We start from the raw sequence: 14,854 nt of genomic DNA on the forward strand, positions 1-14,854 counted from the left end.
AGGGAGGGGGTGTTTCGGGTTGCCGTTCGGTGCGTAACGAGGGGATTTCGGGGTGTTACGGGGGTGGGGCGGGGCGGTGTGGGGGGTGTGCGGGGTGTGGGGGGTGTGTCGGGGCGGGCCGGTGGCGAGAGGGCCGGGACGGGGGTGGGTCCGTGTCGGGCGGGCCGCCCCCTTGCCCGCCCGTCCCGCCCCCGGGGGCCCCGTCGCCCAAGGGGGAGGGAGATGTATACGAGGAGAGAGGGGTTAGACGGGAGGGAGTTCGGCGGCGTAAGGAGGCTCCGCGCCCGGCTTGGCGCAGGTCAGGGCGGCTGCGTGGGCCGCGTACGTCAGCAGGGAGTGCCAGGCGTCGGCGGGCAGGGATGCCACCGCCTCGCGGGAGAGCAGGTCGCGGCGCGAGAGGGCGTGGAGGAGGGCCGCGTTCACCGTGTCGCCCGCGCCGATCGTGTCCGCCACGGTGACGGGGACGCCGGGTACCGAGAATTCGCCGTGTGCGGTGAAGGCGGTCAGGCCCTTGGCGCCCCGGGTGAGGACCACCGCCGCCGGGCCCGCCGCGAGCCAGCCGGGCAGGTCCGGGCCCAGCCAGTCCGCGTCCTCCTCGCTCAGCTTGAGCAGGGTGACGTGGGGCAGCCAGCTGCGGAAGCGGGCCCGGTAGGCGTCCGGGTCGGCGATCAGGCCCGCCCTGATGTTCGGGTCGAGCGCGACGAACACCCCGCGTGCCGCCTCCCGCCGCATCAGCTCTTCGTACCCGCTCGCGCCCGGCTCCAGTACGAGGGAGCACGTGCCGAAGGACAAGGCGCTTACGGAGGAGGGGAGTTGAGAGGGTGTCAGGAAGAGGCGGTCGGCGCACTCCGCGACGTGGAAGGCGTACGACGCCGAGCCGTCCGCGCCGAGGGAGGCCACGGCCAGCGAGGTGGGCTCGGGGCCGCGCTGGAGGAGGGCGGTGGAGACGTTCTCCTCGCGCAGCCGCTCCACGAGCGACTCGCCGAAGGCGTCGGTGGAGATCCGCGAGCAGAACGCGACGTCCGCACCGAGCCGCCCCAGCGCCACGGCCGTGTTGTACGGGCCGCCGCCACGGGCGGGCAACAGCGGGGCCAGGGCGTCGCCCCGCGCCCCGGGCACCAGGTCGATCAGGGCCTCGCCTGCGACAACGATCATGGGACGTTCCTTCCGGGTCCGGGCGGAGTGCGGAAGGCCGGAGCATACCCGCAGCTCAGCGGCGCGGAACGCGCCGTTCCCGGATCACCCCGCCGACGCGAAGTGCCGCACCCCGTCCACCCGGTCCCAGCACAGCACGCCCGTCTCGGCCAGCACCTCCAGATGTGCGTCGATCTCCAGGATCGCCAGCATCCGGTGCTGGTCCGGCAGGTCGTCCAGATGACGCAGCCGACGCGTCCACGGCAGCGCGCGGGCCACGTCGAGTGCGCTGCGGGCACCCTTGCGGACCTCGCGGGCCACCGCGTCCAGGCGTTCCTCGTGGTGGGCGAGGAGCGCGTCGATGCGGGTGTGCGTGCTCAGGGTCACCGGACCGTGGGCCGGCAGGAGCAGTGCGTCGGGCAACTCCCTTATCAGGCGCAGGGATTGCTGGTACGAGCGCAACGGCGAGCGCTCCGGGCTGCGTTCGAAGCCGATCGACGGGGTGATGTGCGGCAGCACATGGTCGCCCGCGAAGAGCAGACCGGCCGCCGGGTCGCCGAAGACCACATGCCCCCGGGTGTGCCCGGGGGTGGCCAGAACCTTCAACTTCCTTTCCGTCAGCGGAACTTCCTCGTGGTCGTCCAGCCAGGCGTCCGGCGGCCCGAACGGCATCGCCCACTCCTCCGCTGTCACCTCCATCCCCGCCACCGCGTCCGCCAGCTCGGTCGCACCGCAGGCGCGGAGTTGGGCGGCCTGCTCGGGGTGGGCGCCCCGGTTCAGGTCCAGGCCCTCGATGGAGTGCCGCTCGCCCCGCCCGATCCGTACCCGTACGCCCAGGGACTCGCGCAGGAGGAGGGCCTGCGTGTAGTGGTCCCAGTGGGCGTGCGTCACCAGGATCTGGGCGAGGTCGCCGAGCCCGTACCCCAGCGGGCGCAGGGCCTCGGTGAGGGCCTTGCCGGTCTCCGGGCCCGCCCAGCCGGAGTCGATGAGTACCGGGCCCTCGCGGTCCTCGACCAGGTAGACGTTGACCGCGTTCAGGCCTTCGAGCGGCAGGGGCAGCGGGATCCGGTACACGCCCTCGCTCACGAGGTGGGCGCCGGGTTCCGTCCAGTGGTCGGGCTGGTCGGGGAGGGCCCCGGACCGTTCCGTGAGGGGCTGTGCCAAGGCGCGCTCCGTCTCCGCGTGTGGGGCAGGTGCATCCGTGCCGGGCGCGGGGCATTCGGCACGGGTGACAGGTGCCACCCGTATTCGTGGCAGGTGCAGGTAATTCGAGCGTAGCCGCGAAACGGGGAAGTGGGGGCGCTCGCCGACGCGTTGAGCGTCACAGTGCGCAGGGGTGGACTGCGCGGCCGGGCTCCGATCCCGACAACGCCGCCGACAGCCGCCCCGCGTTCGGCTCCTGAACGAATTGATACAAGCTTTAAGTTCTTCTGCCCCAGACCTTGACCGTCAAGTTCGAGTAATCAAGACTCACCCCACGAACTTCCGAACTGACACGTGTGACGACTTCAAGACCTGTTGTCCCACACCGAGTTGTCCGGTTCGGTGCGCTGCTGATGTGTTGTGTCCAGGTCGCGGGACCCGGACTCGTTTGCCGCGCGGGCGACGGTGCCCGCACCACGTGCCGCGTGGCGACCCCCTTTGCCTCGGAGGTCTTCCTCGCCATGCCCGCACACCCGAATGACGCCGCTCCCGGCACCTCGCACGACGTCGCCGTGACCGGTCCGAGCCGCCGTACCCTGATGAAGCAGTTCGGCACAGCCGCTGCCGCGTTCGCCTTCGTCGCCGCCGCCGGTCCGCTCGCCACGGCGGGCCCGGCCGCCGCAGCCACCGCGGGGGCCGCCGCAGCACCCGCCGCATCCGGCCGCGTACGCAAACTCATCGCGAAACTGACCCTCGACGAGAAGCTCTCCCTCGTGCACGGCGCCGTCGACCCGCAACGCCTGGGCCAGGCCGGCTACGTACCCGGCATCAAGCGCCTCGGCATTCCGGAGCTGCGCCTGTCCGACGGGCCGGCCGGCGTCAACGTCGCCAAGTCCGCCACCGGACTGCCCCCGGTCTCCACCCTCGGCGCGGCCTTCAACCCCGCACTCGCCCGCGAGTACGGCGAGGTGATGGGCCGCGAGGGTCGCACGCTCGGCATGGACGTGCTGCTCGCCCCGCAGATCGAGCTGTCCCGCACCCCCTTCTTCAGCCGCAACAAGGACCAGTCCGGCGAGGACCCGTACCTCAACGGACTGATCGGCGCCGCCCAGGTCGAGGGCGTCCAGGCGCAGGGCATGCTCGCCCAGGCCAAGCACTTCCTCGCCAACAACCAGCGCTTCCACGAGTTCGACCGGGAGAAGCCGGAGAATTCGTACGACTTCATCGTCGACGAGCGCACCCTCCACGAGATGTACCTGCCCGCGTTCGACGCCGTCGTCCGCGCCGGGGTCTCCTCGGTGATGTCGGCGTACAACCACCTCAACGGCAAGTGGAACTCGGAGCAGAAGACCACCCTCACCGACATCCTCCGCGGCGAGCTCGGCTTCCGGGGCTTCGTCACCTCCGACTGGGGCGCGACCCACTCGACCGCCGCCCTCCAGGCCGGCCAGGACATGCAGATGTGGGACGGCTCCTTCTACGGGGAGCCCCTGAAGAAGGCCATCCTGGGCGGCTCGATCCCCGAGTCCGCCCTCGACACCGCCGTCTCCCGCATCCTCGGCCAGTACGACGCCTTCGGCATGCTCGACGGCAGCCGCAAGCCCGCCCGCCGCAGCATCGACATCGAGGCCGGCGCCCGCGTCGCCCGCGAGGTCGCCACCCAGGGCGCGGTGCTCCTCGCCAACGACGGCGGGCTCCCGCTCTCGAAGTCCGCGCTGAACGACCTCGCCCTCATCGGCCCCACCGCCGGCCAGGTCGCCGTCTCCGTCGCAGGTGAGCGGGCGTACGGCTTCGAGGACCGGATGGTCAGCCCCCTCGACGCGCTGCGCCGCACCACCGGCCGGAGGATCGCGTACGAGGTCGGGGTCGACCTCACGGGAACCGCCGTCCCGGCGTCCGCGCTGCCCGGCGGCCTCGCCCGCAAGGGCGGCGGCACCGACAAGACGGTCGACTTCACCGGGCCCAAGGGCCTCCCGGTCGGCTCCACCACCGAGTGGACCGGCACACTCGTGCCGCCCACCACCGGCGAGTACGCGCTGAAGATCCAGGGCTGGGGCGCGAAGGTGTCGCTCTCCGTCGACGGCAAGGAGATCGCGAGCGCCGCCGGGGCCCGTGACAGCTTCACCCGCAAGTGGTCCTCGATCGTGCCCACCACCGACGGCCTCGACAACGGCCAGGCCGCGCCCGTCACGCTGACCGGCGGAAAGACGTACAAGCTCCTCGTGAAGGCGACCGGCTGGGACGCCACCATCGCCGACCGGGGCCCGGTGCAGATCCGCCTCGCCTGGGTGACGCCCGAGCAGCGCGCCGCACACATCGCCGACGCGGTGAAGCTGGCCCGCCGGGTGCACACCCCGGTCGTCTTCGCCTTCAACGGCGAGGGCGGTGCGCTCGGCGGCAGCGGCGACCTCACCACGCTCACCCTCCCCGCCCACCAGGACGAGCTGATCGACGCGGTCGCCTCCGCGAACCCGCGCACGATCCTGGTCCTGAACACCGGCAGCGCGGCCACCATGCCGTGGCGCCGCAAGGTGCGCACCATCCTGCACACCGGTTACGTCGGCCAGGAGGGCGGCTGGTCCACCGCCGACCTGCTCACCGGCCGCGCCAACCCGGGCGGCAAGGCCACGGTCACCTGGCCGAAGAAGGAGACCGACGACCCGACCCTCGACCCGAAGCACCCCGAGCGGTACTACGGCGTCGACAAGACCGTGACGTACAGCGAGGGCATCTTCGTCGGCTACCGCGGCTACGACAAGGCGGGCACCGAACCCCACTTCCCCTTCGGACACGGCCTGTCCTACACGGAGTTCGGGTACAGCCGGCTGAGCGTGCGCGAGCACGGGGACGGCTTCGACGTCACCTTCACCGTGACCAACAAGGGCCGCCGTACCGGCGCCGAGGTCCCGCAGGTCTACCTCGGCCCGGCCCGCAAGGCCCCGGTCGAGATGGCGGTGCGGGCGCTCGCCGGATTCCAGCGGGTCGAGCTGCGGCCGGGCGAGTCGCGCCGGATCACCGTGCGGGTCGGCGAGCGGCAGCTGTCGTACTGGGACACCGGGCGCGGCCGCTGGACGCGGGCGAAGGGCAGGCGTGCGGTGTACGTCGGGGCGTCGTCGCGGGACATCCGGCTGACGGACAGCGTGGACTGCTGACCAGCCCTTTCAGACCCCCCGGGTCCCGGCGCAACCACTGCGGTGCCGGGGCCCGGGGTCTCTCCTTGCTGAGGCCTCCTTGTCTCAGGGCTTCTTGTCGCTCCGCCCGGTCACCCACGCGAGCGCGTCCCACACGCCCTGGACGTACTCGCGGGGAATGTCACGACGTACCGGGTCCGTCAATTGGCGCTCTGCTGAGGTGAGTTCGGCCGTGATCTGTTCGTCGTTGGGTGCGGCCGAGCTCTGGTCGCCGGTCACGGGGGTGGTCTGCGCGCTGCCGAGCACCCAGATGTAGCCCGCGAGGGCGCCGCGGCTGATCTGGGTCTGCCGGTGCGGGGCGGCGGCCTCGGCCTCCAAGTCCCTTAGCGCCGCCTCCACTTCGGTGCGGGGGCGGGCGCCGACGGCGTCGGCCGGGGGAGTGGTGGAGCCTTCCGGGGGTGTCGCGGGGTCTTCCTCGTGGAGGGTCATGCCTTCCGTGTGTCCGGAAGCGGCGACCTGATGTGCCGCGCCGGTCCGAGGAGTACGGGTGTGAGGTCCGGCCCCTCCCCTTCGGCGTAGGCGTCCTGGTCGAACGGGTACAGCGGGCGTTCCACCCGGTGGTGTCCCAGGCGTTGGAGGTCCTGGTCGACGCCGCCCGGGGTGAGTGCGAGCAGCCAGTCGGCCGCCAGGTCGTACAACTCCGTTTCCAGGTAACCGATTTTGACGACCACGAGATCGTACGAGGCCGGATCGAGCCCTCCGAAGTCGGTGCGCGTGTGGAACGGCGTCCGGCGTTCGACCAGCACGACGGTCAGCCCGCCGCACCGGACGGCGGCCCGGCCCGGTTCCAGCAAGGTGACTGTGCCCGTGAGTTGGTACGGGCCGCCGTGCCTGGAGTCCACCTTGCCGCCCACCGGGAGGGTGACCCGGGCGCCCACGCCCGCCTCGGTGCAGCGGGCCACCGCCGCCGGGTCGGTGATGCCGGGGTGCAGGGCGGTGGTGCGGCCCTCGCGGATCGCGTCGTGGGCGAGCAGGCGCCCCAGCATGTACGCGAGGTCGCCCGCGCCGCCGGCGGTGGGGTTGTCGCCCGAGTCGCTGATGAGGAAGGGGCGCCTGGACGACTCCACCGCTCGGGCGATGCACTCGTCGGCGGTGCCGGTCGGGCCGACGAAGACGAAGTCGTGGCGGGCGTCCCAGTAGCGGCGGGCCAGCAACTCGGCGTGCTTGGCGATGAGTTGCTGGTCCGTGCCGGTGACCACCACGGCCGCCCGGCAGCGCGGCTCGTCGGCCCAGGCGTAGCCGACCCACAGGGCCGCGTCGAGCACGCCGGGCAGCGACTCGATGCCGGCGAGGCTGCCGTACAGGGACCGGGCGGGCTCCAGGCGGGTGCTGGTCTTCTCGCCCGGCAGCAGCACCGGCACCTGCACCCAGGCGCGGTGAGGGCGCACGCCTGAGCGCAGGCAGTGCAGCAGGTTGCGGGCGGCGCGCTCGCGGGTCTCCCACTCGTCCTCGTGCGGGGCGAGACGGTGCGCCGTGAGCAGGTCCACGCGCTCGGCGAGACGCCGGGAGACGTTGCCGTGCAGGTCCATGGCGGCGGAGAGGAGCGGGGGGTGCGGGGTGCGGGCGTCCGGGGCTGCGCTGTGCGGGTTGTCGGCGTCTTCGGTCAGCCGGTGGCGGTCTTCGGTCAGCCGGTGCCGGTCGAGGGCGGAACGTACCGCGTCCGTGAGGTCGGCTTCCGCGTCGGTCAGGCCGATGACGCTCATCGCTCCGTGGATGTCGTAGACCATGCCGTCGAGCGGGCCGGAGTTCTCGATGAGGGCGACCAGTTCGGAGTTGAGGGCGGCGTACGCGTCCGGTTCGACCGGGCCGCCGGGCAGCGCGACGGCGTGCAGCAGGGGTACCCACTCGACGTCGGGCTCGGGGCGCGTCCAGGTGTACCGGGCGAGCAGGGCCCGGCCGCGGGTGATGCGGAAGTCGTCCAGGGTCGTGCGGTGCGGGCAGAAGGTGGAGCACTCGACGGACACTCCGCCGATGCCGATACGCAGGGGCCGGGCGGCCTCCCGGGCAGCTTGCGGGGCGGCACTCATATGCGTAACTCCCTTGATAAAAGCGGCTGCTGAGAACTGTGGGTCCCGTGTGCCGAATTGGACCAGACCCTTGCCGCAGCTGATGGAAGCGCTTTAGCCTGCTCGCGCTCAAGCGCTTTAGTCGTGGCAGGGACGTGCCAGCACGTGCAAGGACGAGGCAAGGGAGCTGTGATGCAGTGGACGACCAGCGGAACCCGGACGCGACGGGCCCACGTCGCCGCAGCGGCCGCGCTCACCGTGACGGCCCTCGCCGTCAGCGGCTGCTCGGCAGGCCCGGCGGGGCAGGGCGGCAAAAAGGCGAGTGACAGTCTCACCGTCAATCTCGGCTTCTCCGGCAACACCATCGTCCGCAACTTCAACCCCTTCTCGCTCCAGGCGTCCCAGGGCACCTTCGGCTTCCAGTACGAGGCGCTGTTCGGCTTCAACATCCTGCAAGGCGGCAAGTTCGTGCCGTGGCTGGGCACCAAGTACACCTGGGCCGACGGCGGCAAGAAGATCACCGTGGCGCTCGATCCGCGCGCCAACTGGAGCGACGGGTCCAAGCTCACCGCCAAGGACGCGGTCTACGCCCTGGAGTACGTGAAGAAGCAGGACCTGCCGGTGGACTGGAAGTTCGACTTCAAGACCGCCACCGCGCCCGACGACCACACCCTGGAAATCACCTTCGACACCCCCGCCTACGCCAAGCTCCGCAACATCGGCGGCATCCAGCCCATCCCGGAGAAGATCTGGCAGAGCCAGGACGGCAAGACCTTCACCAACCCGCAGCCCGTCGCCAGCGGCCCGTACGTCCTCAAGAAGTACAGCGCGCAGCAGCTCACCTTCGAGGCCCGCGACAACTACTGGAAGCAGAAGGTCCCGGTCAAGACGCTCAAGGCGCCGGTCGTCGCCTCGTCCTCCGAGATCGGAAAGCTGCTCAGCGGCGAGATCCAGTGGAGCGGGGGCGCGGTGCCCGACGTGCAGAAGCAGTACGTGGCCAAGGATCCGGCGAACCACCACGCCTGGTACCCGACGTACGGCGGGCTCTTCATGTTCTTCAACCACACCAAGGCGCCCTTCAAGGACGTGCACGTCCGCAAGGGGCTCTCGCTCGCGGTCGACCGGACCGAGCTGGCCGACGTCGGCAACCCCGGCATGTTCCACCCGCTGAACTCCACCGGGCTGGACGCCCGGACGCAGGGCAAGTGGATCGACTCTGCGTATCGCAGCGCGGAGCAGCCCAAGGCCCAACTCGCAGCAGCAGAAGCCGAATTCGCGAAGGCGGGGTACACCAAGCAGGGCGGCAAGCTGGTCGGCAAGGACGGCAAGCAGCTCGCCTTCAAGATCCTGGAGGTCTCCGAGTTCGCGGACTCCATCCAGCGGGACAAGGTGATCGCCACCCAGCTCGCCAAGGCGGGCATCGACGTCCAGGTGCAGCCGATCGCCAGCGCCCAGCTCGACAAGGCCCGCCAGGACGCGAACTTCGACGTCCTCGTCGGCGGGGCCGTGTACTACAACACGCCGTACAACTTCTTCAAGGACATGCTCTTCAGCGGCAACAAGGGCATCTGGACCAACTACGGCCACTACAACAACACCAAGGCCGACGATCTGCTCCAGCAGATGGAGGGCTCCGGCGATGACGCGGCGATCCTGAAGACCTCCGCCGAACTCCAGAAGATCATGGTGGACGACGTGCCGGCCGCCCCGCTGATCACCATCGGCGCCTCCGCCCAGTACAACAGCAAGAACTGGACCGGCTGGCCCGACGAGAAGAACCCGTACGCGATCCCAGCGCCCTGGGCGGGCCCCACCGACATGGTCAACACGATCCTCTCGCTGAAGCCGGTGTCCGGTGCCAAGGCGAAGTAAGCGTCAGGGCAGGGGAGGTGGGGGTACCCGGTGACCGCCCCTGTCGTTCCCCTCGGCGCCGAGTCCGCGCCGGCCGCCACCCGCAAAGGGCCCCGGCTCGGGCGGGCCCGTTACTTCGTGCGCCGCCTCGCCTTCTACCTGGTGGCCGCCTGGATCGCGATCACCCTCAACTTCCTCCTCCCGCGCCTGATGCCCGGCGACCCGGCGTCCGTGCTGATCGCCCAGATGCAGGGCCGCACCGCCCTGTCCGGCGACATGATCGCCTCCATCTACCGGCTGTTCGGCAACCCCTCCGAGCCGCTCTGGGACCAGTACCTCACCTACCTCGGCCAGGTGTTCCGGCTGGACTTCGGGCTGTCCGTCGCCTTCTACCCGACCCCTGTGTGGGAGGTCATCAGCGCCGCCCTGCCGTGGACGATCGGCCTGGTGGGCGTCGTCGCCGTGGTGTCCTTCCTGTTCGGCACGGCCGGCGGGATCCTCGCCGGGGGCCGGGCGGGATCGAAGCTGGACTCGGTGGCGACGCCGGGCGCGATGTTCATGACCGCGCTGCCGACCTTCTGGATCGCGCTCCTTTTCGTCCTGGTACTCGGCTTCCAGCTGGCCTGGCTGCCGACGGGCGGCGCGTACGACCCGGACCTGGAGCCCGGACTCAGCGGCGCGTTCCTCGGCAGCGTCGTGACGCACGCGATCCTGCCCGCGCTCACCATCGCGATGGGCTGGGCCGCCACCTGGTACATCGGCATGCGGAACATGATGATCACGACGGTGTCCGAGGACTACGTCCTGCTGGCCCGCGCCAAGGGCCTGAGCAAGGGGACGGTCCTCTTCCGGTACGCCGCGCGCAACGCGATGCTGCCGAGCGTGGCGGGCTTCGCGGTCAACCTCGGCAACGTTGTCGGAGGCCAGCTGCTGGTGGAGGCGGTGTACGCGTACCCCGGTGTCGGCTACCTGCTCTTCCAGTCGGTGGCCAGCGTCGACTACCCGCTGATGCAGGCGCTGTTCCTGATGGTGTCGCTGTCGGTGCTGGCGGCGAACTTCCTGGCGGACTCGGTGTACGGACTGATCGACCCGCGGGCGAGGGAGACGGGCTCATGAGCGTGGACGCGGCAGCGGTGGCGGCGCGCGGAGGGTTCCGGCTCCCCGAGAACCGGAAGGTGCGGGCGGGTCTCGCCCTCCTCTCCCTCTTCGTACTGCTCGCGCTCCTCGGACCCTTCGTGGTCGAGGACGTGTTCGGCATGTCCGCCACCGCGATCGACACCAGCGCGAGCATGCAACCCCCTTCCTCCGCGCACCTGTTGGGGACCACCGCCACCGGCGAAGACGTCCTCGCCCAGCTCGTCGTCGGCAGCCGCATCTCGCTCTTGGTGGGCCTGACCGCCGCCGTCATCTCCACGACCCTCTCGGTGCTGGTCGGCGTGGCGGGCGGCTACCTCGGCGGCCGGCCGGACGCCCTGCTCACCGTCGTCACCAATGTCTCGCTCGTCATCCCCAGCCTCCCGCTCCTGGTCATCGTGGCGAGTTACGTCAAGGGCCGGGGCGGCTGGCTCACGGTGGCCCTCATCATCGGCCTCACCTCCTGGCCCTGGGGCGCGCGCGGCAAACGCGCCCAGACCCTCTCGCTGCGCCGCCGCGACTTCGTGCTGGCCGCCGAGATGACGGGGGAGAGCCGCTGGTGGATCATCACCCGGGAGCTGATCCCGACCCTGGCCCCGCTGATCTCGGCGAGCTTCCTGGGCGCGGTCGTCCTGTCGATGTTCGCCGACGCGGGTCTCGCCTTCATGGGCCTGGGCAACATCAACCTCACCAGCTGGGGCTCGATGCTCTACTGGGCGCAGAACGCGTCGGCGCTGCCGCGCGGCGCGTGGTGGTGGTTCGTGCCGCCGGGCGCCTGCATCGCCCTGGTCGGGCTGGCCGCCGGGTTGGTCAACTTCGGCATCGACGAGATTGCCAACCCCCGCCTGCGCAGGGCCAATCGGGACATCCGCCGGGCCGCCAAGGCGGCGGCCAAGCGCGCGCACCGGGAGAACTCATGAGCCATGTGCCCGAGCGGTACGAGGACGAACTGCTCAGCGAAGAACCGCTCAGCGACGAACTGCTTAGCGACGAACTGCTTAGCGGCGAACTGCTCAGCGTCGAAGGGCTCAGCGTCGACTACTTCGACCGGGCCGAACCCGTCCACGCCGTGCGCGACGTGCGCCTCGGAGTGCGGCGCGGGGAGACCCTCGGGGTGGTGGGGGAGAGTGGCTGCGGCAAGTCGACGCTGGTCACGGCGCTGACCCGGCTGGAGCGGCCGCCCGCGGTCATCACGGCCGGAAGCGCCCTGTACCGGCCCCGGGAGGGGGAGCCCGTCGACCTGCTGCGGGCCGACGAACGGCAGCTCAGCGCCCTGCGCTGGCGGCACCTCGCGATCGTCTTCCAGAGCGCCATGAACGCGCTGAACCCCGTGCACCGGCTCGGCGCGCAGTTCGTGGACGTACTGCGGGCGCAGAGAGGCCTGAGCAAGAAGGAGGCGCAGGAGCGGGCCGGGGAACTGCTCGGGCTCGTCGGCATCCCGGCCGACCGGCTCCGGGCGTACCCCCACGAACTCTCCGGCGGAATGCGCCAGCGCGCCACCATCGCCCTCGCCCTCGCCTGCGAGCCCGAACTGGTGGTGATGGACGAGCCCACGACCGCCGTCGACGTGGTGATGCAGCGTCAGATCCTGAAGCAGATAGGGAAGTTGCAGGCCGAATTCGGATTCTCCGTGGTCTTCGTGACGCACGACCTCTCCCTGCTCATCGAGATCGCGGACCGCATCGCCGTCATGTACGCCGGGCGCGTCGTCGAGGTCGGACCCGCCCGGCAGCTGTACGAGAACCCCGCGCACCCCTACACCGCCGCCCTGCGCAACGCCTTCCCGCCCCTGCGCGGCCCGCGCCGGCCGCTGACCGGCATCCCCGGCTCCCCGCCCGGGCTGCGCCACCCGCCAGCCGGGTGCGCCTTCCACCCCCGGTGCGCCAGCAGGTTCGCCCCCTGCGACACCGAGGAGCCCGAGCTGCTGCCGGCCGGCGCGGGCGAGGCCGCCTGCCACCTCCCCACGCACGCCGACGCACCCCGTACGGAGGAGGCCCCCGATGCCACCGACTGACGCCTCGAAGCCGGTACTCGAGGCCCGCAAGGTCAGCAAGCGCTTCACCCTGCACGGCCCCGGCCAGTACGGCAAGGAAGTGCACGCCCTGGAGCCCGTCACCCTCGCCCTGCACCCCGGGCGCATCACCGCCCTGGTCGGCGAGAGCGGCAGCGGCAAGTCCACCCTGGCCCGCCTCCTCGCCCTCGCCCACCCGCCCACCTCGGGCGAGATCCGCCTCGACGGGGAGCGGATCGCGGCCGCCCGCACCGCACGCGGCAAACGGGCCTACTACCGCCAGGTCCAGATGGTCTTCCAGGACCCCTTCTCCTCCCTCAGCCCCGTCCACCGGGTCCGCCACATCCTCGGCCGCCCGCTCCAACTCCACGGCGGGGCACAGGACAAGGCGGCGCGCGAGCGGCAGACCGTCGAACTCCTGGAGCGCGTCAACCTCACCCCCGCCGACCAGTTCATCGACAAGTTCCCCCACGAACTCTCCGGCGGCCAGCGCCAACGCGTCGCCATCGCAAGGGCGTTGGCCGCCCGGCCCCGCGTCCTGCTCGGCGACGAACCCGTCTCCATGCTCGACGTGTCCATCCGCCTCGACATCCTCAACCTCCTCGGCAGCCTCCGCGACGACGGCCTCGCCATCCTCTACATCACCCACGACATCGCCGGCGCCCGCTACTTCGCCGACGAGATCAAGGTCCTGTACGCCGGCCAGCTCGTCGAGTCCGGCCCCGGCGAGGAACTCGTCCGCGACCCCCGGCACCCGTACACCCGCCTCCTGGTGGAATCCGCCCCCGACCCCGACCGCATCGCCCCACCACCGGACCCGGACGGGGACGACGCCCCGCCCGGCGAGCCCCCCAGTCTCGTGGACCCGCCCGGCGGCTGCCGCTTCCACCCGCGCTGCCCGCTCGCCGTGCCCCAGTGCGCCACCACCTTCCCGCCCCGCACCCACCTCTCCGCCAAGCGCTGGGTGCACTGCTGGAGTCACGACGCGGGCGTGCCCCAGATCCCCCAAGCCGATCCCGTACCGCACACGGACTGTCCCGTACCGCACACGGACCGTCCCGTACCGCACAAGGACAAGGACAACTCGCCATGATGCACAGCTGGTTCACCGGGGCGAAGCTCGGAGTCTTCCTGCACTGGGGCATCTACAGCGTCGACGGCGTCGCCGAGTCCTGGTCGTTCTTCAACGGCGACGTCCCCCACGACACCTACATGGAACAGCTCGGCGGATTCACCGCCGCCCGCTACGACCCCGACGCCTGGGCCGACCTCTTCGTCCAGGCGGGCGCCCGCTACGCCGTCCTCACCGCCAAGCACCACGACGGCGTCGCCCTCTGGGACACCCGGGCGAACGGCCTGTCCGTCGTCCGGCACACCCCCGCCGCCCGCGACCTGATCACCCCCTACGTCGACGCCCTGCGCCGCCGCGGCCTCAAGGTCGGCCTCTACTACTCCCACCTCGACTGGTCGCACCCCGACTACGCCAGCGTCCGCCCCGAGGGCCACGACCCCGCCGATCGCGGCAACCCCTTCGCCATGCCCGCGGCGGGGGAGGAGGACCCGGAGCGCTGGGAGGCCTTCCTCGGCTTCCACCGGGCGCAGATCCGCGAGCTGATCACCCTCTTCCGCCCCGATCTGCTGTGGTTCGACGGCGACTGGGAGCGCAGCGACGCCCAGTGGCGGATGGGCGAGCTGGCCGACGAGATCCGCACGCTCTGCCCGCAGACCATCGTCAACGGCCGCATGGCCCGGCGCGGCGACTACGCCACCCCCGAGCAGGGCGTCCCCATCGAGCCGCCGCCCGGCCCCTGGGAGCTCTGCCTCACCATGAACAACTCCTGGGGCTACCAACCCCACGACAGACAGTACAAAACGCCCCGCCAGCTGGTCCGGGTCTTCGCCGAGACCATCGGCGCGGGCGGCAACCTCCTCCTCGACGTCGGCCCCCGCGAGGACGGGACGATCCTTCCCGAGCAGGCCGAACGCCTCGAAGTGCTCGGCGACTGGATCGAGCGGCACGCCGAAGCCGTGTACGGCACCACCCGAGGCCTGCCGCACGGCCACTTCTACGGGCCCTCCACCCTCTCCGCCGACCGCCGCACCCTCTACCTCTTCCTCTTCGACCGCCCCAGCGAGTACGCCGTCCTGCGCGGCGTCCGCAACCAGGTGAGCGCTGCCAGGGTGCTGGGCACCGGCGACGAGCTGCGCCACGAACGCGTCGGCGGCCTCGGCGACGTACCCGGCTGGGAGTACCTCTACCTCGACGACGACCAGCTCGACCCGCTGTGCACGGTGGTCGCCGTCGAGCTGAAGGAGGCCCTGGACACCTACCGAGCCCACACCCGCGACTGACCGCGCCCGTCCGGGACTGACGGCCCCTCAGT

General features: G+C 71.2%; 11 protein-coding genes. 7 read left to right on the top strand and 4 right to left on the bottom strand.

Going from position 1 to position 14,854, the window contains the following annotated elements; translation table 11 throughout:
* Positions 1 to 243: 243 nt before the first annotated feature.
* Entirely contained in the window at positions 244 to 1,155 is a 912-nt protein-coding gene (locus IE269_RS21150; protein ID WP_189824599.1) for a carbohydrate kinase family protein, read from the bottom strand.
* An 84-nt stretch (positions 1,156 to 1,239) separates the two neighbouring features.
* Positions 1,240 to 2,298: an MBL fold metallo-hydrolase gene (locus tag IE269_RS21155; protein WP_189824600.1), complete on the bottom strand. Its 1,059-nt coding sequence runs from the start codon at positions 2,296 to 2,298 to the stop codon at positions 1,240 to 1,242.
* Between the two features lie 464 nt (positions 2,299 to 2,762).
* Between IE269_RS21155 and IE269_RS21160 the strand changes: the two genes are divergently transcribed.
* Entirely contained in the window at positions 2,763 to 5,429 is a 2,667-nt protein-coding gene (locus IE269_RS21160) for a glycoside hydrolase family 3 protein (protein ID WP_189824601.1), read from the top strand.
* Between the two features lie 84 nt (positions 5,430 to 5,513).
* Here IE269_RS21160 and IE269_RS21165 read toward each other — a convergent pair whose 3' ends face one another.
* Both IE269_RS21165 and IE269_RS21170 read right to left on the bottom strand, forming a co-directional pair.
* Entirely contained in the window at positions 5,514 to 5,897 is a 384-nt protein-coding gene (locus IE269_RS21165; protein ID WP_189824602.1) for a hypothetical protein, read from the bottom strand.
* A complete protein-coding gene (locus tag IE269_RS21170; protein ID WP_189824603.1) occupies positions 5,894 to 7,495 on the bottom strand; it encodes a M81 family metallopeptidase in 1,602 nt (533 codons plus the stop codon). The genes IE269_RS21165 and IE269_RS21170 overlap by 4 nt, the downstream gene beginning before the upstream one ends.
* Positions 7,496 to 7,666: 171 nt before the next feature.
* Between IE269_RS21170 and IE269_RS21175 the strand changes: the two genes are divergently transcribed.
* The 6 genes from IE269_RS21175 to IE269_RS21200 are packed head-to-tail and all read left to right on the top strand — an operon-like array spanning position 7,667 to position 14,822.
* The gene (locus IE269_RS21175; protein WP_189824604.1) at positions 7,667 to 9,346 is read left to right on the top strand and encodes an ABC transporter substrate-binding protein; all 1,680 of its coding nucleotides are present in this window, start codon (positions 7,667 to 7,669) and stop codon (positions 9,344 to 9,346) included.
* 30 nt (positions 9,347 to 9,376) lie between these two features.
* Positions 9,377 to 10,441 (top strand): ABC transporter permease, encoded by a 1,065-nt coding sequence (locus IE269_RS21180; RefSeq protein ID WP_229897972.1) that lies wholly within the window; start codon positions 9,377 to 9,379, stop codon positions 10,439 to 10,441.
* Positions 10,438 to 11,379, top strand: coding sequence for an ABC transporter permease (locus IE269_RS21185; protein WP_189824605.1), 942 nt, complete (start codon positions 10,438 to 10,440; stop codon positions 11,377 to 11,379). The genes IE269_RS21180 and IE269_RS21185 overlap by 4 nt, the downstream gene beginning before the upstream one ends.
* Positions 11,376 to 12,473: an ABC transporter ATP-binding protein gene (locus IE269_RS21190; RefSeq protein WP_189824606.1), complete on the top strand. Its 1,098-nt coding sequence runs from the start codon at positions 11,376 to 11,378 to the stop codon at positions 12,471 to 12,473. The genes IE269_RS21185 and IE269_RS21190 overlap by 4 nt, the downstream gene beginning before the upstream one ends.
* Entirely contained in the window at positions 12,460 to 13,563 is a 1,104-nt protein-coding gene (locus IE269_RS21195; RefSeq protein WP_189824607.1) for an ABC transporter ATP-binding protein, read from the top strand. Before IE269_RS21190 ends, IE269_RS21195 begins: the two co-directional genes overlap by 14 nt.
* Entirely contained in the window at positions 13,563 to 14,822 is a 1,260-nt protein-coding gene (locus tag IE269_RS21200) for an alpha-L-fucosidase (RefSeq protein WP_189824728.1), read from the top strand. Before IE269_RS21195 ends, IE269_RS21200 begins: the two co-directional genes overlap by 1 nt.
* Positions 14,823 to 14,854 lie beyond the last annotated feature (32 nt).

Source organism: Streptomyces spiroverticillatus (assembly GCA_014650415.1).
In the GTDB taxonomy this organism is placed as follows: domain Bacteria; phylum Actinomycetota; class Actinomycetes; order Streptomycetales; family Streptomycetaceae; genus Streptomyces; species Streptomyces spiroverticillatus.

Excerpts from the sequence above, each read along its gene's own strand:
- IE269_RS21150 (WP_189824599.1), bottom strand. The coding sequence starts at position 1,155 with ATGATCGTTGTCGCAGGCGAGGCCCTGATCGACCTGGTGCCCGGGGCG.
- IE269_RS21165 (WP_189824602.1), bottom strand. The coding sequence starts at position 5,897 with ATGACCCTCCACGAGGAAGACCCCGCGACACCCCCGGAAGGCTCCACC.
- IE269_RS21170 (WP_189824603.1), bottom strand. The coding sequence starts at position 7,495 with ATGAGTGCCGCCCCGCAAGCTGCCCGGGAGGCCGCCCGGCCCCTGCGT.
- IE269_RS21175 (WP_189824604.1), top strand. The coding sequence starts at position 7,667 with ATGCAGTGGACGACCAGCGGAACCCGGACGCGACGGGCCCACGTCGCC.
- IE269_RS21185 (WP_189824605.1), top strand. The coding sequence starts at position 10,438 with ATGAGCGTGGACGCGGCAGCGGTGGCGGCGCGCGGAGGGTTCCGGCTC.
- IE269_RS21190 (WP_189824606.1), top strand. The coding sequence starts at position 11,376 with ATGAGCCATGTGCCCGAGCGGTACGAGGACGAACTGCTCAGCGAAGAA.
- IE269_RS21195 (WP_189824607.1), top strand. The coding sequence starts at position 12,460 with ATGCCACCGACTGACGCCTCGAAGCCGGTACTCGAGGCCCGCAAGGTC.
- IE269_RS21200 (WP_189824728.1), top strand. The coding sequence starts at position 13,563 with ATGCACAGCTGGTTCACCGGGGCGAAGCTCGGAGTCTTCCTGCACTGG.